Source organism: Streptomyces pallidus (ex Mingjun et al. 2026) (genome assembly GCF_051550185.1).
Lineage (GTDB): Bacteria > Actinomycetota > Actinomycetes > Streptomycetales > Streptomycetaceae > Streptomyces.
The window spans coordinates 3,869,583-3,894,358 of record NZ_CP196181.1; the positions used below are offsets into that span (position 1 = coordinate 3,869,583).

At 71.6% G+C, this 24,776-nt stretch carries 24 protein-coding genes; 10 read left to right on the forward strand and 14 right to left on the reverse strand.

The window, feature by feature from the left end:
- Positions 1–139: 139 nt before the first annotated feature.
- The 3 genes from ACSHWO_RS16960 to ACSHWO_RS16970 are packed head-to-tail and all read left to right on the forward strand — an operon-like array spanning position 140 to position 2,415.
- Positions 140–1,315: a hypothetical protein gene (locus ACSHWO_RS16960; protein WP_438312871.1), complete on the forward strand. Its 1,176-nt coding sequence runs from the start codon at positions 140–142 to the stop codon at positions 1,313–1,315.
- The gene (locus tag ACSHWO_RS16965) at positions 1,258–1,929 is read left to right on the forward strand and encodes a YdcF family protein (protein WP_438312873.1); all 672 of its coding nucleotides are present in this window, start codon (positions 1,258–1,260) and stop codon (positions 1,927–1,929) included. The genes ACSHWO_RS16960 and ACSHWO_RS16965 overlap by 58 nt, the downstream gene beginning before the upstream one ends.
- A gap of 18 nt (positions 1,930–1,947) precedes the next feature.
- On the forward strand, positions 1,948–2,415 hold the full coding sequence (locus tag ACSHWO_RS16970) for an NUDIX hydrolase (protein ID WP_438312875.1): 468 nt from the start codon (positions 1,948–1,950) through the stop codon (positions 2,413–2,415).
- Between the two features lie 154 nt (positions 2,416–2,569).
- On the opposite strand, the gene ACSHWO_RS16975 is transcribed toward ACSHWO_RS16970, so the two are convergent.
- From ACSHWO_RS16975 to ACSHWO_RS16990, 4 genes are all read right to left on the reverse strand, one after another.
- The gene (locus tag ACSHWO_RS16975) at positions 2,570–3,745 is read right to left on the reverse strand and encodes an acyltransferase family protein (protein WP_438312877.1); all 1,176 of its coding nucleotides are present in this window, start codon (positions 3,743–3,745) and stop codon (positions 2,570–2,572) included.
- 160 nt (positions 3,746–3,905) lie between these two features.
- On the reverse strand, positions 3,906–5,279 hold the full coding sequence (locus tag ACSHWO_RS16980) for an aldehyde dehydrogenase family protein (RefSeq protein WP_438312879.1): 1,374 nt from the start codon (positions 5,277–5,279) through the stop codon (positions 3,906–3,908).
- Positions 5,279–6,382 (reverse strand): phenazine antibiotic biosynthesis protein, encoded by a 1,104-nt coding sequence (locus ACSHWO_RS16985; protein WP_361097552.1) that lies wholly within the window; start codon positions 6,380–6,382, stop codon positions 5,279–5,281. Before ACSHWO_RS16985 ends, ACSHWO_RS16980 begins: the two co-directional genes overlap by 1 nt.
- A gap of 102 nt (positions 6,383–6,484) precedes the next feature.
- Positions 6,485–7,288 (reverse strand): arylamine N-acetyltransferase family protein, encoded by an 804-nt coding sequence (locus ACSHWO_RS16990; RefSeq protein ID WP_438312881.1) that lies wholly within the window; start codon positions 7,286–7,288, stop codon positions 6,485–6,487.
- 233 nt (positions 7,289–7,521) lie between these two features.
- Here ACSHWO_RS16990 and ACSHWO_RS16995 point away from each other — a divergent pair, with 233 nt between their 5' ends.
- The 5 genes from ACSHWO_RS16995 to ACSHWO_RS17015 all read left to right on the forward strand — a co-directional run bounded on the left by ACSHWO_RS16995 (position 7,522) and on the right by ACSHWO_RS17015 (position 13,428).
- Positions 7,522–9,141 (forward strand): carboxylesterase/lipase family protein, encoded by a 1,620-nt coding sequence (locus ACSHWO_RS16995; protein ID WP_438312883.1) that lies wholly within the window; start codon positions 7,522–7,524, stop codon positions 9,139–9,141.
- Positions 9,142–9,214: 73 nt separating this feature from the next.
- Entirely contained in the window at positions 9,215–10,447 is a 1,233-nt protein-coding gene (locus ACSHWO_RS17000) for an MFS transporter (protein WP_385844173.1), read from the forward strand.
- A gap of 26 nt (positions 10,448–10,473) precedes the next feature.
- Positions 10,474–11,865 (forward strand): FAD-binding oxidoreductase, encoded by a 1,392-nt coding sequence (locus tag ACSHWO_RS17005; protein ID WP_404236998.1) that lies wholly within the window; start codon positions 10,474–10,476, stop codon positions 11,863–11,865.
- A gap of 35 nt (positions 11,866–11,900) precedes the next feature.
- A complete protein-coding gene (locus tag ACSHWO_RS17010) occupies positions 11,901–12,713 on the forward strand; it encodes an arylamine N-acetyltransferase family protein (RefSeq protein WP_385844166.1) in 813 nt (270 codons plus the stop codon).
- Between the two features lie 229 nt (positions 12,714–12,942).
- A complete protein-coding gene (locus ACSHWO_RS17015) occupies positions 12,943–13,428 on the forward strand; it encodes a hypothetical protein (protein WP_361097569.1) in 486 nt (161 codons plus the stop codon).
- Positions 13,429–13,606: 178 nt separating this feature from the next.
- Here ACSHWO_RS17015 and ACSHWO_RS17020 read toward each other — a convergent pair whose 3' ends face one another.
- Entirely contained in the window at positions 13,607–14,464 is an 858-nt protein-coding gene (locus tag ACSHWO_RS17020) for an arylamine N-acetyltransferase family protein (RefSeq protein WP_438312887.1), read from the reverse strand.
- 2 nt (positions 14,465–14,466) lie between these two features.
- Positions 14,467–15,492, reverse strand: coding sequence for an aldo/keto reductase (locus ACSHWO_RS17025; protein WP_404237006.1), 1,026 nt, complete (start codon positions 15,490–15,492; stop codon positions 14,467–14,469).
- A 140-nt stretch (positions 15,493–15,632) separates the two neighbouring features.
- Here ACSHWO_RS17025 and ACSHWO_RS17030 point away from each other — a divergent pair, with 140 nt between their 5' ends.
- Positions 15,633–16,574 (forward strand): NADP-dependent oxidoreductase, encoded by a 942-nt coding sequence (locus ACSHWO_RS17030; RefSeq protein ID WP_385828441.1) that lies wholly within the window; start codon positions 15,633–15,635, stop codon positions 16,572–16,574.
- On the opposite strand, the gene ACSHWO_RS17035 is transcribed toward ACSHWO_RS17030, so the two are convergent.
- The 5 genes from ACSHWO_RS17035 to ACSHWO_RS17055 all read right to left on the reverse strand — a co-directional run bounded on the left by ACSHWO_RS17035 (position 16,564) and on the right by ACSHWO_RS17055 (position 21,130).
- The gene (locus ACSHWO_RS17035) at positions 16,564–17,124 is read right to left on the reverse strand and encodes a DUF4291 domain-containing protein (RefSeq protein ID WP_438312889.1); all 561 of its coding nucleotides are present in this window, start codon (positions 17,122–17,124) and stop codon (positions 16,564–16,566) included. The two genes, ACSHWO_RS17030 and ACSHWO_RS17035, sit on opposite strands and share 11 nt — an antisense overlap.
- A 103-nt stretch (positions 17,125–17,227) precedes the next feature.
- Positions 17,228–18,418 (reverse strand): 3-hydroxybenzoate 6-monooxygenase, encoded by a 1,191-nt coding sequence (locus tag ACSHWO_RS17040; RefSeq protein ID WP_438312891.1) that lies wholly within the window; start codon positions 18,416–18,418, stop codon positions 17,228–17,230.
- 25 nt (positions 18,419–18,443) lie between these two features.
- Positions 18,444–19,730, reverse strand: a complete 1,287-nt coding sequence (gene aroA / locus ACSHWO_RS17045; protein WP_438312893.1) for a 3-phosphoshikimate 1-carboxyvinyltransferase — start codon at positions 19,728–19,730, stop codon at positions 18,444–18,446.
- Positions 19,727–20,362, reverse strand: coding sequence for a transketolase-like TK C-terminal-containing protein (locus tag ACSHWO_RS17050; RefSeq protein WP_438312895.1), 636 nt, complete (start codon positions 20,360–20,362; stop codon positions 19,727–19,729). The genes aroA and ACSHWO_RS17050 overlap by 4 nt, the downstream gene beginning before the upstream one ends.
- Before the next feature lie 63 nt (positions 20,363–20,425).
- A complete protein-coding gene (locus ACSHWO_RS17055) occupies positions 20,426–21,130 on the reverse strand; it encodes an SDR family NAD(P)-dependent oxidoreductase (RefSeq protein ID WP_361092831.1) in 705 nt (234 codons plus the stop codon).
- A 222-nt stretch (positions 21,131–21,352) separates the two neighbouring features.
- Here ACSHWO_RS17055 and ACSHWO_RS17060 point away from each other — a divergent pair, with 222 nt between their 5' ends.
- Positions 21,353–21,853, forward strand: a complete 501-nt coding sequence (locus ACSHWO_RS17060) for an AtaL-like protein (protein WP_438312898.1) — start codon at positions 21,353–21,355, stop codon at positions 21,851–21,853.
- A gap of 19 nt (positions 21,854–21,872) precedes the next feature.
- Here ACSHWO_RS17060 and ACSHWO_RS17065 read toward each other — a convergent pair whose 3' ends face one another.
- Genes ACSHWO_RS17065 through ACSHWO_RS17075 form a run of 3 tightly spaced genes read right to left on the reverse strand, consistent with a single transcriptional unit; the run spans position 21,873 to position 24,756 of the window.
- Positions 21,873–22,205 carry a hypothetical protein gene (locus ACSHWO_RS17065; RefSeq protein ID WP_438312900.1) on the reverse strand — a complete coding sequence of 111 codons (333 nt, stop codon included), beginning with the start codon at positions 22,203–22,205 and terminating at the stop codon, positions 21,873–21,875.
- The gene (locus ACSHWO_RS17070) at positions 22,202–24,085 is read right to left on the reverse strand and encodes an anthranilate synthase family protein (protein WP_438312902.1); all 1,884 of its coding nucleotides are present in this window, start codon (positions 24,083–24,085) and stop codon (positions 22,202–22,204) included. Before ACSHWO_RS17070 ends, ACSHWO_RS17065 begins: the two co-directional genes overlap by 4 nt.
- A complete protein-coding gene (locus ACSHWO_RS17075) occupies positions 24,082–24,756 on the reverse strand; it encodes an isochorismatase family protein (protein WP_385828449.1) in 675 nt (224 codons plus the stop codon). The genes ACSHWO_RS17070 and ACSHWO_RS17075 overlap by 4 nt, the downstream gene beginning before the upstream one ends.
- Between the last annotated feature and the right edge of the window lie 20 nt (positions 24,757–24,776).

A 24,776-nucleotide genomic window follows, 5' to 3' on the forward strand; every position in this document is an offset into this window, starting at 1 on the left:
GAATTTCGTTGACTGCTGCCACCGATCAGCCTGGCGCGGCACCAACCGTTCGGGAATGACCGTTTGTTGTACTTCCGTTGTACTTGTGTCCCCCACCCCCGCCCGAAGTGCTTTGATGAGGGTGGGAAGGGAGCGGCGTGTGGCGACAGTGCACCACTGGACCGGGCTGGAGGCCAAGGCACTCCGGCTCGCGTTACGGCTGAGCGTCCGCGCATTTGCCGAACACCTCGGTGTCGGCGTGCGGACCGTCTCCAAATGGGAGAAGCTCCAGGCGTTAACCGACCCCCGCCCGGACACCCAGTCGATCCTCGACACCGCTCTGGTCCGTGCGGATACGGCCGCCCACCTGCGGTTCGAGACGTTCCTGTCCGAGGCCGGACGCCCCCGGACGGAAACCGCAGACCGACGGCTGACACCCGCAGGTCCGCTGGCCTGGGAATACGAATCCTGGGCCGATGACCTGGACCGGGTCGTGGTGGCCCTCTCCCAGCAGGACTTCACGTTTGCCGACAGCCTGCTCAGCCGGTGGCTGAGCCGCTTCAAGAACCTCGAGCTGGACGAGAAGGGCCTGTATTTGTTCGCCCGCTCGACCGCCTTGCTCGGCGACCTCCGGCGTTACCAGGGGACTCTCGTCGGACCGCTGTCCGCCCAGCACTTCTATGTGGGTGCACGCGCCGTCTTCACGCAGCTCGGTATCCCCCGCCGTGTAGCCCAGCTCGACCTGTCTCTCACGGTTGTCATGGAGATGTCCGGCAGGCTGGAAACTGCTGCTCGCGCCTACGAAACGTTGGCTGTCGACGACCGGCTTTCTCCCCGCGACCGCGCGAGGGCCCGGTTGTGGGTGGGAACCGCGCTGAGCAAGGACGGTCGACACGACTACGCGACGCGTGTCATGACAGCCGCGACCCGCGACTTCGAAGACCTCGCTGAACCCGACGACTGGTCGGTGGCCCACCAGAAACTTGCCCTCGCCCGCCGCGGCGCCGGAGATCTCACCGCCGCGCTGCGGCTTCTGGACGTCGCCTGCACCACGGGCACCGGGCGATCCCCGATGCAACGGGTGCAGCTCATCACCGCTCAAGCCCACATCCTGCGCACTGATCCCGCCACCCGTGACGAGGGGCTCCGCCTTCTCGATGAAGCGTCACGGATCGCCGCACAGTCCGACCTCGGACATCAACTACGTAGCATCGAGGCCATCAGACGGACGTGCGAGGGGGCTTTCAAACCTCTACACCACCGAGCAGGGAGCAGCGAGTGGCAGACGTACGACCGCAGGAACTCAGCGAAGAGCAGCGGCGGGCCGGGCAACTGATCTGGGACTACCACCACCTGCGTCACGAACTCCGTCCGTGCGACGCGGCCATTGCGTTGGGCTGCAACGACCTCGGCGTCAGCACCTATGCCGCCCACCTGTACGAGGCCGGGCTCTTCCCCACCCTCGTGTTCACCGGCGGCAACAGCGCGGCCACCAGCAGCGTGTTCCCCCGTGGCGAGGCCGTGCACTTCCACGAACGCGCCCTCGCGCTCGGCGTACCCGCCCACGCGATGCTGCTGGAGCCGAAGGCCGCGAACACCGGGCAGAACATCGCGTACGCGCGTGAGGCGCTCGCCGCCGCCGGGGTCCGGCCCCGTTCCGTGCTGCTGATCTCCATGCCGTACATGGAGCGACGGGCTTTCGCCACGTGCCGCGAGCAGTGGCCCGAGGTCGCCGTGGTGTGCGCTTCCGACCCGTTGTCCTTCGACGCCTACCTCAAGGGCATGGGCGACGAGGAGTCCGTGATCAGCATGATGGTCGGCGACCTGCAACGGGTGATCGAGTATCCGCGGCAGGGCTTCGCCATCGCCCAGGACGTCCCCGAGGACGTGCACGCCGCGTACGAGTCGCTCGTACGCGACGGCTTCACCAGCCATCTCATCAGCATCTGACCAGTCGGAGGGCGGGCCGTGCCCAGGCGTGACTACGAGGACGATCCGGACGCTCCGGAGGCGAACAGCCTGGTGCCGGCGGCGTCGGCGGTCGTCGTGGACGACGAAGGCCGGGTTCTGTTGCAGCGGCGCACCGACAACGGGGTGTGGGCGCTGCCCGGCGGGAAGATGGAGCTGGGAGAGTCCATCGGGGAATGCGCGGTCAGGGAGACGTGGGAGGAGACCGGAATCCGGGTGGAGATCACCGGCATCGTCGGGACGTACACCAACCCGGGGCACGTGTTCGCGTACGACGACGGCGAGGTGCGGCAGGAGTTCTCCATCTGCCTGCTCGCGCGGCCGACCGGCGGAGCGCTCCGGACGTCGGACGAGTCGTTCGAGGTTGCATGGTTCACTCCTGGGGAAGTGGACAGCCTTCCCATGGTGGCGAGCATTCGCAAGCGCCTCGATGACTGGCGTGCGGCGAAGGGACCTGTGGTGCGCTGACGGACGTCGACCGCCGACCGCCGGCCGACCACCTCGTGACGTTCGCGGCCCCGCCCGGGGCACGACCCCACCCTCCGGGTTCGGTGGGAACCCGGAGGGCGGGGCGGGGTGGGGCGGAGCGTGCCGGTGGGGCGGCGGGGGCGTATGGGGGGCGTCAGACGGTTTCGGCGACCTTGCGGTCCTCCGAGCCCGTGGAGCCGGCGGCGGCCGCCGCGGCGGCGGCCTTGGCGGCCTTGGCCTTGCGGGAGCTGGAGAAGCGGCGGGTGATCGGGGCTTCGACCCAGGCGTACAGGGCCCAGGAGAGGAGCACGCTGACGACCGCCTGGGCGGCGATCAGGGCGATGCCGACCGGGGTCGAGAAGAGCTCCTCGCCGAGCAGCTTCCTGGAGTAGGCCAGGACGATGTAGTGGACGAGGTAGAAGGCGAAGGAGATCTCGCCGAGCCAGATCATGAACCGGTTGTTGAACGGCGTCGGCTTGCTCTCGGCGTCGCGCGAGGCGAAGGCCGCGATCATCAGGACGATCGGGATGAGGGTCACCGCGCGCTGGGCGTACAGGTGCTCCACGTTCAGGGCGATCGCGTAGCTGACGGCGAGGAGGACGGCCGACGCCGTCATGCCGATGTTGCGCCAGCGGCCGGTCATCACGGCGCGGGCGACGAGGATGCCGAGCGCGAAGTCGAGCAGGCGCACGGGCGGCAGGACGTACGCGAACCAGTACTGAACCGTGGAGGTGCCGTCGGCGCCGGGCATCTGCATGCCGCCGCCGGGGATCACCGCGTAGGTCAGCGTCGGGGTGAGGAAGACGGCGGCCATGACGCCCGCGATCCAGTACTTCAGCTTCGCCGGGTCGATCTTCCTGATGAACAGGATGAGCAGGGGGAAGGCGAGGTAGAAGATCGCCTCGGCGCCGAGGGACCAGCTGGGCGGGTCCACGCTGAAGTTGGTCGCGAAGTCGGGCACCCACACCTGGAGCATGAACAGGTTGACCACGGCCTGCCAGGGCTCGGTCATGACCGCCGCGAACGTGACGAGGGCGAGCCCCCAGGTGATCACGTAGTTCGGGTAGATCTTGACGAAGCGGCGGCGCCAGAACGCGCGGAAGGTGTCCTTCTCGCGGGCCGACCAGGTCAGGACGAAGCCGCTGAGCACGAAGAAGAAGGTGACGCCGAGGGCGCCGGCCTGGGAGACGTACGTGGCGAACTGGTCGTTCGCGGTGTTGCTCTCGAAGAGCCGGATCCACGGCACGCCGAGGGAGGCGTGGTAGAGGAAGACCAGGAGGGCCGCGGGGAAGCGGAGACCGGTCAGGGAGTCGAGCCTGGGCAGTCTCACAGGTCTGGAACCCTCCGTTCCATTCATGGACATGACAACGAACTCCTTCTCGGGAAAGGGTGGTGCGGGCGGAGTGCGCGGGTCCGGGCCGCCGCGGCGGTTCCGTACGGGCGTCGCGGGTACGGCCGGCCCGGACTCGCGAGTGCTTCACACGGGCTGCCTAGTCGCGGATGACGGTCTTGGTCCGCATCAGGAACTCGCCGAGGTAGCTGTCGTGCGGAACGCCCGGGCGGATCCAGTACGTCGGGTGGTCGCCCAGGTAGAGGTTGCTGACGGTGGGCTCCTGCAACAGCTCGTCGATGAGCTCCTCGTCCTGCGTGAACGCGGTCAGCACCAGCGAGTTGCGCAGCGGGCCGATGCCGTCCGCGGGCGACCACGGGGCCACCCACACGCAGGGGAAGGGCAGTTCGATGCCGGCCTGGTCGGCGTCGGGCCGGTCGAGCTGGTGCACCGAGGGGCGCAGGACGGCGCTGCCGTCGCCGAGCTCCTCCACGATGCCGTCGCCGCCGAGGTGCGCGGTGGTCCCCGCCGCCCGGGAGAGCAGGAACTTCTCCAGCTTGCGGGCACCCTCCACCGGCTGCACCGCCAGGACCGCCTTCTCGTCCTCCGGCGGCAGGCTCGGGATCTCCGCCAGCCGCTCGGCGATGGCCCGCGCCAGCGGCGCCGGATCCCCGTCGATCAGCACGGTGGTGGCGTTGATGCAGGCCACGCCGCCCTGGTGGCTGATGGAGTCCACGATGACGTCCAGGTGGTCCCGCCAGTCGACGTCGGCCGGGATCAGCATCTTCGAGCGGCCCGGGCCCTGCGGCAGCACACGGGTCCCCGCGTACTTCCGCACGACCTCGTCGCCGCCGTACACGAGCCCGTAGTCGGCGCTGCGCAGGATCTCGTCCGCCGCCTCGTAGTCCGTGGGCAGCAGCACGACCTGGTCGGTGCCGAAGCCGGCCGCCCGCAGCGCGGAGATCAGGCGGTGCGGGGTGAACGGCTCGCGCCGGGAGGGGCGTACGGCCACCCGGTAGCCCATGGCGAGGGCCTCGACCCACAGCGAGTGCGGGCCGGGGTGGTTGCCGGCGGCGTGCACCGCGAAGACGTCGCCCTTGCGGGTCCACACGGCGCTGCCGCGCCGGGTCCCCTCGGCCCGCCAGTCGTCCACGGCACCGGTCGGCCGGGCCTGGTAGGCGGCGACCGGCGCCACCTCGGTGGCCTCGATGATGGCGGCGGTCGCCGCCTGCACGACACCGATCGGCACGCCGGAGACGCGCGCGACGGTGCGCTCGTACTCGGCGAACGTGAGGCCGTCGATGGTCTCCTCGGCGAAGATGCGCCCCGCCCGGGCCAGTGCCTCGGTGCGCTCGGCGGTCGGCATCGTGCGGGCCTTGCGCAGCGCGTCCATCGCGCGGGTCACGAACAGCTTCGGGACCAGGCTGAGTTCGGCGAGCGGCGCACCCGTCACGTCGGTGACGGTCATGCGCTTGCGCGCGCGGAAGGGTCCGGCGGGCCCGAGCGCGTCGAGCGTGATCAGGCCGGCACTCATTAATAGACCCCTTCGATGACGGTCTCGTTGTCGAACTCCTGGACCGGGGCGATGTCCGCGACGGAGTCGCCGATCTGCCAGACGCCCTCGGGGGCCGGCACGCGGGTCGCGTAGTCGCGCTCCAGGTTGTTCGGCATGAACAGGCTCTTGCTGACGTGGTGCATGACGACCTGGCCGCGCTCGCCGTACGCGACGGTCTCGCGGGTCTCGGGGTCGACGACGTCGAAGACCATGTGCGGGGCGAACGGGTCGTAGACGCACGGGTCGTCGTCGGTCAGGCCCGGGCGCTCGCTCGCGTTGCCGAGGATCATCGTCGATCCGTAGCCGCTGTACAGGTGGGCCTTCGGGAAGACCTCGGTGCGGTAGAGGTAGCGGGTGTCGGCGTCCATCTGCGTGCCGACCCAGTTGATCGCCTTGACCTTCTCGTCGATGAGCTTGGCCAGGTCGGGGCGGCGCGCGAGGCGCTCCAGCACCGGCGGGGTGCACATCAGGACGCCGATGTCCTGGGTCTGCAGCAGGAACGCCACCTGGTCGACGATGTGCTCGGCGTAGGCGCCGGCCTCGGCGGTCTTGCCGTCGGCGATGAGCTTCTTCACCCAGCGCGGGTCGAGGTCGACGGTGAAGGCGAGGCCGCCGCGGAAGGCGGTCTGCCGCTTGATCACGTCACCGACCATGTGCGGGCCGGTCGGGGCGACGACGAGCCAGTTCACGTCCTGCGGGACGCCGTGGCGGTCGAGCTGGCCGCTGCTCCAGGCGAGCAGGCGGTCCAGCCACTCCTTGAGCAGGACGATGCGCTTGGGCGCGCCGGTGGTGCCGCCGCTCTCGTAGACGCCGACGACGTCCGGCCGCTCTCCGTAGCCGCGGGGTATGAGGTCCTCGGCCCGGACGTCGCGCAGCTCGTTGGCCAGGTTCGGGAACTTCTTCAGGTCGTCGAATCCGGTGATGTCGGTCAGCGGGTCGAACCCGAGAGTTCCTGCGCGTTCCAGCCAGAACGGCGAACCCGTTTCCGGGGAGAAATGCCACCGCAGGGCGGCGCGCAGGAATTCGTCGGGGTCCGGCTGGGTGTCGAGTGGGAATTCCAGCAGGGGGTCAACGGTGGACACAATGCTCCTTCCGGGTACGGAGTAACGCCGTACTCTTCGCATCGTGCGCCGGTCCGCGGGAGCCGGTCCACGCAATTCGGCCGAGTCCGTCAACTGCCCGTGTCAGGCCAGCCGGACGCCCGCGGCCGGGTTCGCAGCGTCGCCTTCGGGAAGCTCGTCGATTTCCATCCCGAAGTGGCTGCGGTACGCGTCGAGGAGGGCTTCGGAGGTCTCCAGCTCCTCGACCGTGCGCTCGCCGCCCTCGATCCTGACCAGGCGCTCGCCCTTCAGCGTGACCCGGCCGCCGTCGGCGAGCGGCAGGGAGCAGAACAGCTCCTGCAGGAACGGCGAGTCCGGGCTGCTGCGCCACCACCACAGGGTGGGCCCGAAGTCGGCGAGGCGGCAGGGCCGGTCGTCGATCCGGTAGAGCGGGCGGCCGTCGAGGGACACGTCGAAGCCGCCGGCCTCCGCCGGTGCCACCAGGTACCCGCCGTGCGGGTCCTGCTGCAGGTCGGGGTCGTTCAGGCGGAGCGGGCGGCGGCTGTTGCGGCCGAAGCCGGCGTCCACCAGCCAGGGCTCGCCGTCCAGGGTGACGCGCAGCGCCAGGTGGCACATGGCCGGGCCCAGCCCGTCCGGCCGGTACACCCGGCCCGGGAGGACCTCGACGGCGTATCCGAGGGAGGTCAGGAGCACGCCGAAGGCGGAGTTGACCTCGTAGCAGCCGCCGCCGCGGCGCTGCCGCACGATCTTGTCGACGGCCTCCTCGCCGAGGTGGATCTCCCGGCCGAGGTGGTAGTCGATGTTTTCGAACGGAACGGACAGGACGTGCCGCTCCTGGAGGTGGGAGAGGCCCTCCAGATCGGCTTTACCGGGCCTCTTCGCGCCAATCCGATCGAGATATCGCGCCACTTCCGCGTCGTCCAGCATCGTATTCTCCTCGACCATTCGAACCGGGCAGCGTACGCCGAATGAAAATACACGGCCACCCGGAGCCGTCCCGTCGATCTGACGGACAAAGCGGTACCTGACAGAGTGCCCCGCCACTTGTTGCCGGCCCCTCGCGCGGTTACCAGCATCGGATGGTCCAGAGTCATCCGACGCGGCATTCGATCAGTCGGTGTGACTGCCCGCCCGCCGATGACGATGGAGAACCCACGGCCATGGCACCTTCCGCCGCCCACAGCCCTTCGCCGGAGACCGGGGACGTGCTGGCCCGCACCACCGCCGGCGTGGTCGCCGGCGAGCGCGCCGGACGGCTTTCCGTCTTCCGGGGCGTCCCGTACGCCCGACCTCCGGTCGGGGAGCTCCGCTTCGCCTCACCGCGCCCGCCCGCCGCCTGGGAGGGGGTGCGCGACGCGACCGCGTTCGCGCCCGAATCCCTCCAGCCGATCATCCGGGACAGCTCCGAGGACTCCCTGTACGCCAACGTCTGGACGCCGGGCACCGGCGCGGACGACGCCCGCCCGGTCCTCGTCTACATCCACGGCGGCGGCTGGATGGTCGGCGGCGGCAGCCTGCCCGTGTACGACGGGGCGCGCCTGGCCGACCGCGGCGACCTGGTCGTCGTCACCTTCAACTACCGCCTCGGCGCGCTCGGGTTCGGCCTCCACGAGGAGTTCACCGACCCGGAGACGGGCGGCTTCGCCAACTGGGGGCTGCAGGACCAGGCGGCGCTGCTGCGCTGGGTGCACGCCAACGCGGCCGCGTTCGGCGGCGACCCCGACAACATCACCGTCGCCGGCACCTCGGCCGGCGGATCGAGCACCTGGCAGCTCGCCCTGCTGCCCGAACTGCGCGACGTCATCCGCCGGATCGTCCCGATCAGCGTCTGCCACGTGTGGGACCCGTCCACCTCGCTGACCCCGGCCGACGCCCGCACCGCGTACGAGTCCCTCGCCCGCCGGTTCGGCACGACCGTGACGGGGTTGCGCGAGGTCCCCGCCAAGGACCTCATGTACGCCTGGGAGGAGCTGTTCGGCGGGCTGCCCGGCGACCGCGCGATCGGCAGCGGCCGCGAGTTCCGCGGCCCCGTCGTCGACGGCCGCTGGGTGAGCGCCTTCGACTGGGAACTGCCCACCCCCGAGGTGCCGGTGATGGCGATCCACACCCGCACCGAGGGCTCGTTCTACACCGGCCCCTGCCCGCCGCAGCCGACCCCGACCCCGCCGCCCGCCGACTCGGCCGAGCTGCGCGAGGCCGTGCGCGGCGTGCTGGACAAGGGCGCGGCCAAGGTGACCGACGAGCTGGTGGACGCCTGCATCGCCGCGTACCGGGAGGCCGCCGAGGCCGAGGGGCTCCCGCAGGACCCGCTGTCGCTGTGGACGGAGGTCTGGGGCGACGCGCTGTTCCGCTACCAGATCGTGCGGCTGTCCGAGCGGCACGCCCGGCACGGGAAGACCCCGCAGTACGTGATGGAGTTCGCCCACCCGGTGCGCGCCCCGCACCACGGCACCCCGCACGAGGCGACCTCGCCGTTCCTGTTCGGCACGTACGCCGACACGGCCGCGATCGCCGCGACCTACCCGGTTCCGGAGACGACTCCCCTGTTCCACGACGGGCCCGTCGAGCGCACCGTGTCCGAGACCTTCATGGACCTGGTCGCCGCCTTCGCCCGCGACGGCGTGCCCGCCGGTCCCGGCCTGCCCGCGTGGCCGGTCTTCGAGCCCGGAACGCCGAGCACGCTGGTCCTCGGCGGTGAGCGGATCACCGAGGTGGCCGGCACGTCCAAGGCCCGGCAGCTGCGGTTCTGGGACGAGTCCGGCTGGGTCCCCCGCACCTGACCTGCCCGCGGCCGCCCTGCCGCCTCCCCGCAGGGCGGCCCCCGCCCCCGGTTACACGAATGAGGTTCTTGTCATGGCAACACTCGAAACACCCGCCGACACCGCGGACGACGCGGTCGCCGGCGCGCCGCCGCAGGCCGCGGAGCACACCCCGCTGAAGAGCTGGCTCGCCGTCGTCTCCGTCGCCGTCGGCATCTTCACCCTGGTCACCGCCGAGCAGCTGCCGATCGGCCTGCTGACCTCGGTCGGCTCCGCGCTGAGCGTCTCCGAGGGCACCGCCGGCCTGATGGTGACCGTGCCCGGTCTGGTCGCGGCGCTGTCCGCGCCGCTGATCCCGGTGGTCGTCGGGCGGATGGACCGCCGCTTCCTGCTGGTCGGGCTGATGACGGTGATGGCCGCCGCCAACCTGATCACCGTGCTCGCGCCGAACTTCGGGGTGCTGCTCGCCTCCCGCGTGCTCGTCGGCGTCACCATCGGCGGCTTCTGGGCCATCGCGGGCGGTCTCGCCTTCCGCCTGGTCCAGCCGGCGGCGGTGCCCCGCGCCACCGCGCTCATCTTCGGCGGTGTCGCCGCCGCCAACGTCCTCGGCGTCCCCACCGGCACGCTGATCGGCGGCCTGGCCGGCTGGCGCACCGCGTTCGCCACGGTCGGTGTGCTCGCCTTCGCCGTCCTCGTCGCCCTGCTGGTGCTGCTGCCGAAGCTGCCCGCCACCCAGCCCGTCAGCGTGCGCGAGCTGATCGGCCAGTTCGGCAACCGCGGCGTGCGCGCCGGCATCATCGCCACCGCCCTGATCGTCACCGGCCACCTGGCCGCGTACACCTACGTCAGCCCCATGCTCCAGCAGCTCTCCGGCATCGACGAGGACCTGATCAGCGTCCTGCTGCTGGGCTTCGGCGTCGCCGGGATCATCGGCAACTTCGTCGCCGGCTCGGCCGTCTCGAAGAGCCTGGGCCGCACCATGACGGTGATCATCGTGGCGCTGGCCGCCGCGATGCTGCTGTTCCCGCTGCTCGGCAAGAGCCAGGCCGGCGGCATCGCCCTGCTGGTCCTGTGGGGCCTGGCCTTCGGCGGCGTCTCCGTCAGCCTGCAGACCTGGATGCTGAAGTACGCGCCCGACGCGATGGAGGCCGCCTCCGCGCTGTGGGTGTCCGTCTTCAACCTGTCGATCGCGCTCGGCGCCCTCGTCGGCGGCCTGATCGTCGACAACGTGCAGCTGACCACCGTCGCCTGGATCGGCGGCGCCGTGGTCCTGCTGACCGCCCTCACCCTCCCCAGCCTGCGCGCTCCCGCCAAGGCAGCGCAGTGAGCCACCCGTTACAGGAAGGAACCTCCGTGTCCGCCACCGACCTGTCCGCACTCGGCGCCGAGCTGCGCGGGCCGCTGCTGCTGCCCGGCACCGACGCGTACAAGGAGGAGACGCTCGGCTTCAACCGGATCCTGCCGGAGAACCGGCCCGCCGCCGTGGTCCTCGCCGACGGCACCGCCGACATCATCGCCGCCGTACGCTTCGCCGCCCGGGCCGGCCTCGCCGTCGCGGTCCAGGCGACCGGCCACGGCACCTCGCTGCCCGCCGACGGCGCGATCCTGATCAACACCCGGAACCTGACGGGCGTCCGGATCGACCCGCGCGCCCGCACCGCCCGCATCGAGCCCGGCGCCCAGTGGCGCCGCGTCATCGAGGAGGCGGCGGCCTTCGGTCTGGCCCCCCTCAACGGCGCCTCCCCGGGCGTCGGCGTGGTCTCGTACACGCTGGGCGGCGGCCTCGGCCCGCTGGGCCGCTCGTACGGCTTCTCCGCCGACCACGTGAAGAACGTCGACCTGGTCACCGCCGACGGCGAGCTGCGCTACGTCTCCCCCGAGGACCACCCGGACCTGTTCTGGGCGCTGCGCGGCGGCAAGGGCAACTTCGGCGTGGTCACCTCCATCGAGATCGGCCTCTTCCCCGTCTCCCGGCTCTACGGCGGCGGCCTCTTCCTGCCCGGCGAGCACATCGAGCAGATCCTGCCGGCCTGGCGGGACTGGACGCTGACCCTCCCGGACGCGATGCAGTCCTCGATCGCCGTGATGCGCTTCCCCGACATCGACGTGCTGCCGGAGCCGGTGCGCGGCCGCTTCCTCGCGCACGTCCGGATCGCCTTCAACGGCTCGAACGAGGAGGGCGAGGAACTCGTCCGCCCGCTGCGGGAGATCGTCCCGCCGGTCCTCGACACCGTCGGCGACATGCCCTACACGCGGGTCGCCGAGATCAACATGGACCCGACCGTGCCCGCCGTGTACTACGAGCGCTCCACCCGCATCCGGGAGCTGGACGACGCCGCCATCGCCACCCTGGTCCCGCTGATCAAGGAGGGGGCCGACTCCGTCCGCCCCGGCGTCGAGCTGCGCCACCTGGGGGGCGCGCTGGGCCGGGAGCCCGAGCACCCCAACGCGCTGCCGCACCGCGACACCGCGTACACGCTGTTCGCCGGCGCCCCGGTGTGGCCCGAACACATCCAGGACGTACGGGAGTTCCAGGAGCGGCTCATGGACACCATGGAGCCGTGGCGCATCGGCGGCCCGTTCCTCAGCTTCATCAGCGCCCTCGAATCCTCGCCCGAGCACCTGCGCTCGGCGTACGACGCGCAGACCTACGCCCGGCTCGTGGCCGTCAAGGACGCCCACGACCCGCAGAACCTGTTCCGGGTGAACCACAACATCCCGCCGACCGGCTGGCGTTCCCGATGACGGGGGGCGCGACGAACGAGGAGAGAAGAGACGACATGCTCAGCGAAGCGATGGTGGACGCGTACCTGGAGCGCATCGGCGCGCGCCGGCCGGAGCAGGCCGACATCCACGCGCTGCGGCACCTCCAGGAGCGCCACGTGCTGTCGGTCCCCTTCGAGAACATCGACTACCACGTGGAGGGCGCCGAGCTGAGCCTGGAGCGCGACTTCCTCTACGAGAAGATCGTCACCCGGCGGCGCGGCGGCGGCTGCTACGAGCTGAACCCGGCCTTCGGCCACCTGCTGGAGGCCCTCGGCTTCGCGGTGGAGATCCTCCCCGGGGCGGTCTTCCTCGGCGGCGAGTTCGGTGCCCCGCTGTGCCACCTGGCGCTGCGCGTCCACGTCGACGGCCAGGACTGGATGGTCGACGTGGGCTTCGGCAAGGGCAGCCGGTTCCCGCTGCCCATCGGCACGGACGAGGTGCAGAAGGACCCGCACGGCGACTTCCGCGTGCTGCGGCCCGCTGAGGGAGGCCTCCAGGTCGAGCTGGACGGGCAGATCCAGTACCGGCTCGACGAGCGCCCGGTGCGGATCGCCGACTTCTACCCGACGCTGTGGTGGTACCGCACGGCGCCGGACTCGGTGTTCCTGCACAACCTCATCGCCTGCCAGCAGAACGAGGACGGCCGCGCCACCGTCAACGGCCGCGAGCTGACCCTCACCACCGCGGACGGCAAGGAGACGGTCCTGCTGGCCGACGACGCGGCGCTGCGGGCCGCGTACGAGGAGCACTTCGGCATCGTGGTCGACACCATGCCGAAGCAGCCGGACGTCGACCCGGCGGTCCGCATCGTCATGCAGATCGACTGACCGCGTATTTCCTCCGCAGGTCCGGCCCCTGTGCCGCATCCCGTACCCCGGGTGCGGCACAGGGGCCTTTTACGGGCCGGCACCGGCCCGGAATTCGACCTGACGGATCAAAAGCTGGTCCATACCGCACAGGAATTCGACGGGCCATCATAGGAATTGAAGCCGCCGCGTTCACCCGCCGGCCCCGGTACCGAAAACCCCCGTTCCGAATTCACTGGGAGAAACTCACATGCGCAAGAGCACCCGTATCAAGGCCGCGGTATTCGCGGGTATCGCCGCGCTCGCCACCGCGACGGCCGTCACGGGCTCGGCGAACGCCGCGGTCGAGGGCGGCAGCGGCTGCCTGACCCTGCCGGGCAGCTGGCGGGTCGTGGACGACAACACCAAGGAGACCTTCCTCGGCAGCTACCACGGCAGCGCCACCGCCACGGCCGGCACCGTCAACTTCTCCTCGCCCAACAACACCACGACCGCCTCGCACGGCGAGTGGAAGCTGACCGGCTGCGGCACCTACTCGGACACCGACACCGCGCTGCTCATCGGCACCGACGGCAAGGCCAACTCCACCATCACCTTCAAGGCCAACATCACCGTCACCGGCCGCACCACCGCCAACTTCGACTTCGCCTACCAGATCCACCAGCTGGACGGCACCCTCGTCACCGGCGGCTCCTCCACCGGCAAGGGCTACCGCATCAACGTCCAGCCCCGCTGACCCACCGCTCCACCCGCCACGCCCCTTCCCCCCTGTGGCGCCCGTACGGGCCCGGCGATCCCCCCGCCGGGCCCGTACGGCTTTCCCCCGGCGGGAGGCACGGAGAACGGGGCCCGCGGTTCGCACACCGGCCGGTGTGCGAACCGCGGGCCCCGCAGCGGTGGTGGGGTGACTCCCCTCAGGAGGGCTCGGACGGCGCCGGCAGCGCCGCCACGACCACCTTGGCCTCGTCCTGCGTGAGCTCGATCTCGAACCGCTCGTCCAGCAGCTCCCGCACCTCCTCGTCCACCACGTACCGGACCTCGACGGTGCCGTCGGCCCGGGTCAGCGTGAGCTTGCGGTGGTTGAGGTTGAGCCGCCAGTCCTCGGCGATCCGCTCCAGGAAGACCCGGCCGGTGAACGGCGAGCTGGAGTGGGTGGAGATGAACCAGTTCGCCACCACGCAGTCGATGTGGTGGTGGGCCTCCGTGGCGTACCAGTACAGGGGGAACCAGCCGTCCTCCCGCTGCAGCCAGAGCACCCACTCCTTGTCCTTGCCCGCCTCGCGCTCCAGCTTGTACACCCATCCGCCCTGGTCGACGACGGTGCCGTCGGCGACCAGGACCGGCTCCAGCGGGCCCTCGTCGCCGAAGCCGACGTCGGCGAGCCACGTCTCGTCGCCGACGGCCACGTGCAGCATGAGGTGGGTCCGCGGCAGCGGCTTCGGCGCGTCCAGGACGGGCCGGGCGTACAGCCGGGTCACCTCGTAGCCGAGCCGCTCCAGCAGGAGCGCGAAGAGCATGTTGTGCTCGTAGCAGTAGCCGCCCCGCCGCCGGCGCAGCAGCTTGTCCTGCATCACCTCGACGTCGAGGTCGATGCCCCGGCCGAGGAGGATGTCGAGGTTCTCGAACGGGATGGTCAGTGCGTGGGCCCGGTGCAGCCGGCGCAGGGTCTCCGCGTCCGGCTCCAGGCGCCCGGTGACGCCCAGGCGGTCGAGGTAGGCCTGGACGTCGAGCCGGTCGGCCTGCCACTGGGCCGGGCTGCCGATGGCGACCATGCTCAGCCCGCCCGCCCGGCCGCGGCGGACTTCTTCTCGCTGTCGAGCATGGCCATGCCCTCGGCGTCGAAGCGGGTGCCGGCGACCCCGTCGGCGGGGACGGCCCGCTCGATCTCGGCGACGTCCTCGGCGGTCAGCTCGATGTCGAGGGCGCCGAGCGCCTCGGTGAGCTGGTCGCGTCGGCGGGAGCCGACGACGGGGACGATGTCCGGGCCCTGGGCCATGGCCCAGGCGATGGCGAGCTGCGAGGTGGTGACGCCCTTGGCCTCGGCCACCTTGCCGAGGGCGGCGACCAGCTGCAGGTTGCGGTCGAGGTTCTCGCCGCTGAAGCGCGGGAAGTTGCTGCGGCCGTCGTCCTTGGCGGTGGCCCGCTGGTGGTTCCAGCGGCCCGAGAGCAGGCCGCGGGCGAGGACGCCGTACGCGGTGACGGCCGTGCCGAGCTCGCGCGCCGTCGGCAGGATCTCGTCCTCGATGGCGCGGGACAGCAGGGAGTACTCGATCTGCAGGTCGGCGATCGGGTGCACCGCGGAGGCGCGGCGCAGGGTCTCCGCACCGATCTCGGACAGGCCGATGTGGCGGACGTAGCCGGCGTCGATCATCTCCTTGATGGCGCCGATGGTCTCCTCGATCGGCACGGCCGGGTCGAGGCGCGCCGGGCGGTAGACGTCGACGTGGTCGACGCCGAGCCGCTGGAGGGTCTGGGCCAGGGAGTTCTTGACGGCCTCGGGGCGGTTGTCGACACCGAGGATGCCGCCGGCCGGGTCGCGCAGGACGCCGAACTTGACGCTGAGGGTGAGCTGGTCGCGGTCGTGGCTCTGCAGCACCTCGCGCACCAGCAGCTCGTTGTGGCCGCTGCCGTAGAAGTCACCGGTGTCGAGGAGGGTGATGCCGGCCTCGATGGCGGCGTGTGCGGTGGCGACGCCCTCGGACCGGTCGGCGGGCCCGTAGAAGTCGGACATGGACATCAGGCCGAGGCCGAGAGCGGAAACCTCGGGGCCGGCCGAACCAAGTGAACGCAGCTGAGTCATATGGCCCAGCATCGGGGAACGCCCCGCGGAGCAGAAGAAATTCCCGGCCGCTCTGTCAGGTTCCACGCACCCACAAATGGCCGGATATCGACGGGGCCCCGGCTTTACTTTCGGAACGGCCCGCGCAGATCATGGAATGCATGACAGAAACCATGCGCACGGTCCGTCAGGAATCCCTCGGCGGCAATGAGGTCCTCAACCTGACGGATTCCCCGATCCCGACTCCCGATGCCACGGAAATCCTGGTAAAGACGCACGCCGCCGGTGTGAATCCGATCGACTGGAAGATCCGGGAATTCGGCCTGTGGCTGACCCCGCCGTTCGGCGTCGGCTGGGACGTCTCCGGCACCGTCGTGGCCGTCTCGCCCGGCGAGAACCGCTTCAAGGTCGGCGACGAGGTGTTCGGCCTGCCGTCGTTCCCGGGCGAGGCCGCCGGATACTCCGAGTACGTGGCCGCCCCCGCACGCCACTTCGCGCGCAAGCCGCAGTCCCTGGACCACGTCCAGGCGGCCGCCCTGCCGATGGCCGGCCTGACGGCCTGGCAGGCCCTCGTCGACGGCGCGGACGTCCGGCCCGGCCAGCGCGTGCTGGTCCACGCGGCGGCCGGCGGCGTCGGCCACCTGGCCGTGCAGATCGCCAAGGCCCGCGGCGCGTACGTCATCGGCACCGCCAGCGCCGCCAAGCACGCGGTGCTGCGCGAGCTCGGCGCCGACGAACTGGTCGACTACACCACCGAGGACTTCACCGAGGTCGTCAAGGACGTCGACGTGGTCCTCGACCTGATCGGCGGCGACTACGAGGACCGCTCGCTGCGCACCCTGCGCCCCGGCGGCACCTACATCGGCGTGATCAACCCGCTCGCCCTCGACGAGATCAGGTCCAAGGCGGAAGCCCTCGGCCTGCGCGGCATCACGGTCAACGTGGCGCCCGACCACGCCGTCCTGGAAGAGCTCGCCGGCCTCGCCGAGTCCGGGAGGATCCGCCCGCTGATCGCCGGGACCTTCCCGCTGCAGGACGTCCGCAAGGCCCACGAGCTGAGCGAGTCGAAGCACGCCACCGGCAAGATCGTCCTCACGGTCTGAGCCGGCGGGCGAGTTCCACGGGGAGCGGGTACGGGCGCTCGGGCGGCAGCAGGCGCTGCGCCCGGGCGCCGTGGCCCGCCCGGACCAGGGCCGCGGCCTTGCGGGCCGGCCCGGTCAGGTCGGCGAGGTCGACCACCCAGTCCTGCGCGAACGTCCGGACCAGCCCGCGGCCGATCCCGACCTGGATGCTGTAGTGGTTCAGCGCCGCCCCCCGCACCGAGCGCTCCGGGTCCCACTGCACGTGCACCGCGGCCCGGTCGACCTCCGCCGGGTCGGCGGTCGTCAACACGGCCCGGGACAGGGCCTCCTCCCACCCCTCGCGGGTGATCCGCACCGCGAGCACGCGCTCCTGCCCCGGCTTGGCGGCCCAGTTGCTGCGGTGCATCAGCCACAGGAACGACGGCTTGATCCAGGTCATCCGACCGAAGGAGAACGGCGGCACGAACCGGCCCGCGCGCAGCGCCGGTTCGGCGACGGTCGGCCCGTACGCCTGGTAGACGGTGATGGTCCGGTCGTCGTAGCGGGCGCGGATCTCGTGGAGCGGCGGCATCTGCCGAACACTGCCAGCCGGCCGGGGCGGGTGCGAACCGTTATTCCCCACCGCCCCGGCGGCCGGCCGGCTCGGCCGCTCAGACGCTCAGACGCTCAGACGCTCAGACGGCCGAGCCGATCTCGAAGTCGAACGCCCCGTGCAGCCAGGCCACCTTGTCGTACATGTCGTCGTCCGACAGCGAGGCGAGCATCGCGTTGCGCTCGACGCGGGCGTCGCCGGCCGCGTGGTACAGCTGCCGTCCCATCTCGCGGGCCACCAGCTGCACCCGGGCGGTGCGCTCGCGGCGGGCCGCGCCGTACTTCTCCAGCCGCTGCTCGTAGTCGGCCGGGCAGTCGCCGAGCAGCCCGCTCAGCAGCACCGCGTCCTCGACGGCCTGGCAGGCGCCCTGGGCCGCGTACTGGAGCATCGGGTGCGCGGCGTCGCCGAGGAGGGCGACGCGGCCCTCGGTCCAGCGGTCCACCGGGTCGCGGTCGCACAGCACCCACGCCTTCCAGTCGCGTCCCAGCTCCAGCAGCCTGCGCGCGGCGCCCGACAGGTCGGGGAAGGAGTCCAGGACGCGCCCGTGGTCCGCGGGGACGCCGGCCACGGCCTCGGTGGCGCCGTCGTCGCGGGTCGCCGCCAGGTTGAAGTGCTCGCCGCGGGCGATGGGGTAGTGGACGAAGTGCCACTTCGGGCCGGCCCACAGGGTGACGGTGTTCCAGCGCAGCTCCTCGGGCACCTCCGCCATGGGGATGACCGAGCGGTAGATGGTGTGGCCGGACACCCGCGGGGAACCGTCACCGACCAGCTGCTGCCGGACCGCGGAGTGGAGGCCGTCGGCGCCGATCAGCGCGTCGCCGGTGATGCGGCCGCCGTCGGCGAGGACCGCCGTGACCTCGCCCGCCTTCTGCTCGTAGCCGACGACGTGCTGGCGGCCCCGGAGTTCGACGCCGGGGTGCCGGCGGGCGGCCTCCAGCAGGGGCAGGTACAGGTCGACGCGGTGGACGACGGCGTACGGGTTGCCGAACCGCACCCGGTAGTTCTCCTTGACCGGCATCGCGGCGACCTTCTCGCCCGTGGTGCCGTCCATGAACCGCAGCTCGTCGATGAAGACGGCGCGGTCGCGGACCTCCTGCCCGACCCCGAGCAGGTCGAGGGCGTGGAAGGCGTTCGGGCCGAGCTGGATGCCGGCGCCGACCTCGGCGAAGACGTCCCGGCGTTCCAGCACGGTGATCCGGTGTCCGCGCTTCGCGAGCCCGAGCGCCGCGGCGAGGCCACCGATGCCACCGCCGGCGATGAGTATGTCGGCCATGGGGTGTCTCACATCCCTTTCGTTGTCAGTGACTGTTGGTGCCCGGGTGGGCCGGGAAGAGCCGGCCCAGTTCGGCGTGGAAGCCGGGGAAGGTCTTGCCGACGCAGGACGGGTCGTCGAGCGTGATGCCGGGGACGCGCAGGCCCAGCACGGAGAACGCCATCGCGATCCGGTGGTCCCGGCGGCAGGCGATCCGGGCGGCCGCGGGCCGGCCGGGGTGGATGGTGATCCGGTCCGGGCCGGACTCGGTGCGGATCCCGAGGGCGTGCAGGTTCTCCTCGACTGCGGCGATCCGGTCGGACTCCTTCAGCCGCGCGTGGCCGATGCCGTGCACGGTGACGGGGGCGTCGGCGAGGGGGGCCACGGCCGCGAGGGTCATGAAGGTGTCGGAGATGTCGCCCATGTCCACGTCGAAGCCGCCGCGCAGCACTCCGTCGGCGGCGCCGGTGACGGTGGTCCCCCGCTCACCGACCTCGACGCCCGCCCCGGCCCGGCGCAGCACCTCGACGAAGCCGAGGTCGCCCTGGACGCTGGAGCGGCCCAGGCCCGGCACGGTGACCGTGGTGCCGGTGACGGCGGCCGCCGCGAAGACGTACGAGGCGGTGGAGGCGTCGGGTTCGACGTCGAGCTCGGCGGCCCGGTAGCCGCCGGGCAGCACCTGGAGGGCGCCGCCCTCGAACTCGTCGACGTACGCCCCGAAGTGGCGCATCAGGTCCTGGGTCATCGTGATGTACGGGCGGCTCACCAGCCCCTGGCCCCGTACGGTCAGCGGCCGGCGCATCAGCGGCCCGGCCATCAGCAGCCCCGTGAGGTACTGGCTGCTCAGGCTGGCGTCGACGGTCAGCTCGCCGCCGTCCAGGCCGTCGGCGTCGACGGTCATGGGCAGTCCGCCGACCGGCTCGGTGACCCGGGCGCGGACGCCGAGCCGGCGCAGCGCGTCGGCGAGCGGCCGCAGGGGGCGGGCGCGCAGCTGGTCGGTGCCGTCGAAGGTGAAGCTGCCGCGACCGGTCGCCGCGAACGGGGGCAGGAAGCGGGCCGCGGTACCGGCGTCCTCGCACCACACGGGGCCGGCCGCGGGCGGGACGGGCGGCCGGCCGGTGCCGGTGACCTTCCAGGCGGCGTCGTCCGGCTCGGCCTCGACGCGCACGCCGAGGCCGGTCAGGGCCTCCCGGAAGGCGAGGGTGTCGTCGCTGACCAGCGGGGCCCGCAGCAGCGAGACCCCGTCGGCGGCGGCGGCCAGCAGCAGCGCCCGGTTGGTGATGCTCTTGGAACCCGGGATCCGGGCGGTCAGTACGGCGTTCAGGGCGGTCACACGTGCTCCCGGTGTCGGTGTCCGGCGCGGGCCAGGCTGGCCCGGGCGGTGGCGGCCACCCGCTCGGCGGTGAAACCGTGCTGCCGGAGCAGGGCGGTGTACGGGGTGCCGGTCCCGGACCGGTCGAGGCCCACGGGGATCCCGGCGTCGCCGAGGAGCTCGTACCAACCGAGGGCCGCGCCGGCCGTCACGGAGACCCGGGCGCGGACCCGGGCCGGCAGCACCTGCTCGCGGTAGGCGGCGGGCTGCTGCCGGAAGCGGTCGAGGCGGGGCATCGCCACCACCCGGGCGGCGATGCCGTCGCGCTGGAGGATGGCGCGGGCGTCGAGGGCGGTGGCCGCCTCCCCGCCGCAGGCGATCAGCAGCACGTCGGGCTCCCCGCCCTCGGCCTCGGCCAGGACGTAGCCGCCGCACCGGGAGCGGTCCGGGTCGACCGGGTCCGACGGATCGGCCGGATCGGCCGGATCGAGCGGATCGACCGGGTCCACCCGGTCCACCGGGTCGTGCAGGACGGCGGGCCGGCCGGGCACGGAGACGGTGCCGGGACCACTGCCCGGGATCGGGATGAGGACCGGGACCGGGACCGTGCCGGGGCCCGGGGCGGGGGCGGGCGTGGGACGGGGGCTGTTCACCGTTCTCCTCAGGGCTCCTCTCCTCGGCCGGTGTACGGGCCCGGCCCCGGTCGGGTCACAGCACTAGTTGGTCTTGCGGTCGAGCACGAGGTCGTGCCCGACGATGTACGCGGCGGCGTCGGAGCACAGCCAGACGACGGTGTCGGCGATCTCCTCGACGCTGGCGCCCCGGGCGAGCGGGCAGGGGCTGATGGCGTTGATGCGGATGGAGCGGGAGACGTACTCGCGGGCCGCGGTCCGGGTCAGGGCGGAGACCGCGGCCGTGGACGCGGCGTAGGCACCGAGGCCGGGCAGCATGCCCTGCGCGCCGATGTTGCTGGCGGTGTTGACGATGACGCCGCCGCCCGCCTTCTCCATGTGGGCGATCTCGTGCTTCATGGAGAGCCAGACGCCCGTCAGGTTCGCGGTCAGCGTGCGGGCCCAGACCGTCTCGTCGATGTCGGCCACGGGCTGGTGGGGGCCCAGTTCGGTGGTGTTGTTGAAGGCCACGTTCAGGGCGCCGTGGCGGCGGACCGTCTCGGCGACGACGTACACGGCGCCGGTGCCGACGGCGTCGTCGCCCGTGGTGTCGGAGACGTCGGCGACGATGCTGTCGGCCCGCCCGCCCTCGTCACGGATCAGCTTGACCGTTCCCTCCAGCGTCTCCTGGTGGCGGCCCGCGACCACCACGACGGCGCCGAGCCGGGCGAAGGCAACCGCCGCTGCCCGGCCGATGCCTTCGCCTCCTCCGGTGACGAGGACGACCTGGCCGTCGAACCGTTCAGACATCAGCGTTCTCCTGGTTCTCCGCAGCGGATTTATCGGGAAGGCGCTCGCGCCGAACGCGATCGACCAACCCTCACCCTGCAAGAGAATGCTCCCTTCCGGCAGTTCGTCCGGTTCACTCCGTCAGGTCATCGGGGCAGGTGACGTAATGCCGCGACCTGCTTTGACAGGACCGGGCGCCCGGCCGATGCTGCACGCCGGCCCACCGGCGGAAAAGGGAGATCAATGCTGACGCTTTCATGGACGCGCCCGGTTGTCCACGCAGGTCAGAGCGGGTGTCCGACTCCCACGAGGGAAAGCCTGTGGCAGGCCCTGCTCCACAAGGCGGAGTTCCCCACGGGTTATGTTCCGGCCATTAGCGAATGCCGGATCAGCGAACGCTACACCGATGGATTTCTCCGGGAAATCCGGCGCGGCGACCTGACGTTCCTACAGCGGGTGACCCCGCAGGAGAGCGCCGGACGCATTACCTACCGGCACCTGGACGACACCGACATCGCCGAGATACGCAATGAGATCGGCGAGGACGGGGAGGGTCGGCTCACGCTCACGCTGAGCATCACCCTCACCGACCGCCCGGCAGCGGTGGTCCTCGCCCAGAACCCCTGGCTGCGGGACCTGGACACCGACTTCCACGGCACGCTGGACGCCATGACGGAGGTCCTGCACCGGGTGAGCACCCGCTCGGCCGCGACGACGGCCCCCCACTCCCCCGCAGGGGCGTGAGGGGCCGTACCCGTACCGCTCAGACCGCCGGGATCAGGCCGAGTCCCGGCAGGACGGGCATGCCGTGCACGCCCTCGACCGTCGCCTCGACGTCGAACACCGTGTGCTGCACGGGGGTGCGCCCGATGAGCTCCGCGGCCCGCGGGGCCAGCGGCTGCGCCGCCGCCTCCGCGGACTCCCACAGCATCACCGCGCCCCACCGCTCCGTCGCCGGGTCCGCGATCCAGAACTTCAGCCGCAGCCCTTCGACCGCGGCGAACCGGTCCACCGCCTCCTCGCGCAGGTACGCCCGCAGCGACTCGATGCTGTGCCCGGACCCCTTCAGGTCCCACCAGGCCACGGTCGCCCTCATACGAGTGACTCGCTGAGCAGGCCGGACAGTGCCTCGCTGACGATGCGGATGCCGTCCTCGGTGAGCACCGACTCGGCGTGGAACTGCATCGAGCGGAATCCGGGCCCGCGCAGGGCGTGCACCTCGCCGGTCTCCGCCTCGCGGCACACCTCGACGGTGCCGATGCCGGGCACGTCGACGGCGTCCGCGGTGCTCTGCGCGGCGAAGGTGTTGTAGAAGCCGACCCGTTCGAGCCGCCCGAACAGCTCGATCTCGCGCTGCACGCCCTGGTTGGGCTGGTCGCGGCGCCTGAGGGGGAAGCCGAGCTTGGTGCTGAGCACCTGGTGGCTCAGGCACACCGCGAGGAAGGGCCGCCGCTCCGCGAGCAGGGTGTCGATCGCCGCGTGCAGGTGCGCGATCTTCGGGTGGCCCAGTTCGCGCGGGTCACCCGGCCCCGGCCCCATCACGACGAGGTCGTACGGGGCGAAGCTGTACGGCTCGTCGAAGCGGCAGACGGTGACGTCGGCATCCATGGCCCGCAGCTGGTGCTCGATCATCGCGGTGAAGGTGTCCTCGGCGTCGACGACGAGCACCTTGCGGCCCACCAGCAGCGGCACGGGCCGGGCCCGGGCGGAGTCGTCGTCCAGCCAGAATCCCGCGATGGTGGCGTTGCGGCGGCTCAGGGCCGCCCGCACCTCCGGGTGGTCGCCGAAGCGCTGCGGCCCCGGCTGCTCGAACATGGCGAGCAGCCCGGACGCCTTGGCCCGGGTCTCGGCCACCTCGGACAGCGGGTCGGAATGGCGCACGAGGGTGGCGCCGACGCCGATGCGCATGCGGCCGGCGTCGTCGATGTCGGCGGTGCGGATCAGGATCGCCGAGTCCAGGGTGCGTTCGCTGCGCTCGTCCTGGCCGATCAGGGCCAGGACGCCGCTGTAGTAGCCGCGGCCCTCGGGCTCGTACTTCTTGATGACCTTGCCGGCGCTCTCCAGCGGGGAGCCGGTCACGGTCGGGGCGAACAGGGTCTCGTGGAGGATCTCGCGGGGGTCGCGGGAGGTGCGGCCCTCGATGAAGTACTCGGTGTGGGCGAGGCGGGCCATCTCCTTGAGGTACGGGCCCACGACGCGGCCTCCGGACTCGCAGATCCGGGCCATCATCTTCAGTTCCTCGTCGACGACCATGTACAGCTCGTCGGCCTCCTTGCGGTCGGCGAGGAAGTCCATGACGCCGGGCAGCTCCGGGCCGGTGGCCGGGAAGCGGTAGGTGCCGCTGATGGGGTTCATCACGGCGCGGCCGCCGGACACGCTCACGTGCCGCTCGGGGGAGGCACCGATGAGGGTGCGGTCGCCGGTGTGGACGACGAACGTCCAGTACGCGCCGGTCTCGCGCTCCAGGAGGCGACGGAAGAAGCGCAGCGCCGCGCCGACGGAGTAGTCGCTGATGTCGGCGACGAAGGAGCGCTTCATCACGAAGTTCGCGCCCTCGCCGGTGCCGATCTCGTCCGCGATGACGCGGCGAACCGTTTCGGCGTAGGTGTCGTCGTCGATGTCGAAGTCGCCGCCCGGCGCGAGCTGCACGGGCCCGTCGGGGATCCGGTCCAGGACCGTCCCGAGCGGCACCTGCGCCTGCTCGGCGATGGTCATCGCCAGCAGTGGGGTGCCGTCGTCGGGCGCCGCGAAGCCGCGCTCGGCGAGCTGCCGGTACGGGACGAGGGCGAGCACGTCCTGGCGGGCGCCCGCGCCGGACTCGACGTCGGCGAGGGGGATGTCGGCGAGCGTGGCCGCCTCGACGAACTCGCCCGTGAACAGGTCGAGGCTGCGGCGGACGGTGGTCTCCGGGCGGTGGATCAGGGCGAAGGCCGGAGGCCGGTCGGCGAGGATCCGCCCCAGCAGGTCCTCGGTCATGCGGATTCCCTTCCCGCGTACGCGGCCACCCGGTCCGGGAGGGCCGTGAGCAGTTCCTTGGTGGTGGTCAGCCGCGCGCAGCGGCCGGCGGCGTACTCCAGCGCCATCCGGTGCTCCTCCCAGCTGAAGTCGGCGACGGCGTCGGCGACCAGGAAGGGCTGGATGTCGTTGGTGAACGCGTCGACGGCGGTCATCAGGACGCCGACGTGGGCGTAGACACCGCAGATGATCAGCTGGTCGCGGCCGGCGGCGCGCATCCGCTCCAGCAGGTCGGTCTTGAAGAAGGCGCTGTAGCGCCACTTGGTGAGCATCCAGTCCCCGTCGGCGGGCGCCACGGGGTCGATGACCTGGCGGTGCTCGGCGCTGGGCTGCATGCCCGGGCCCCAGAAGTCCTTCAGCAGGCCCCGCTCCTCGGGGGTCATGCCGCCGGGCTGGGCGGTGTAGGCGACCGGAATCCCGAGCTGGGCCGCGCGGGTGCGCAGCTCGCCGGCGTTGCGGGCCAGGTCCACGACGGGCTGCTCGTCCTGCGGGAAGGCGGCCAGGAAGTACTTCTGCAGGTCGTGCACCAGCAGGACGACGCGCTCGGGATCGACGTCCCAGTCGACGGCGGAGGCGGGCAGGTCGGCCGACGCCGGCATCGGGTAGGGGGTGATCGCAGGTATGCCTGCCATTCCTTTCTTCCTCTCGTTCA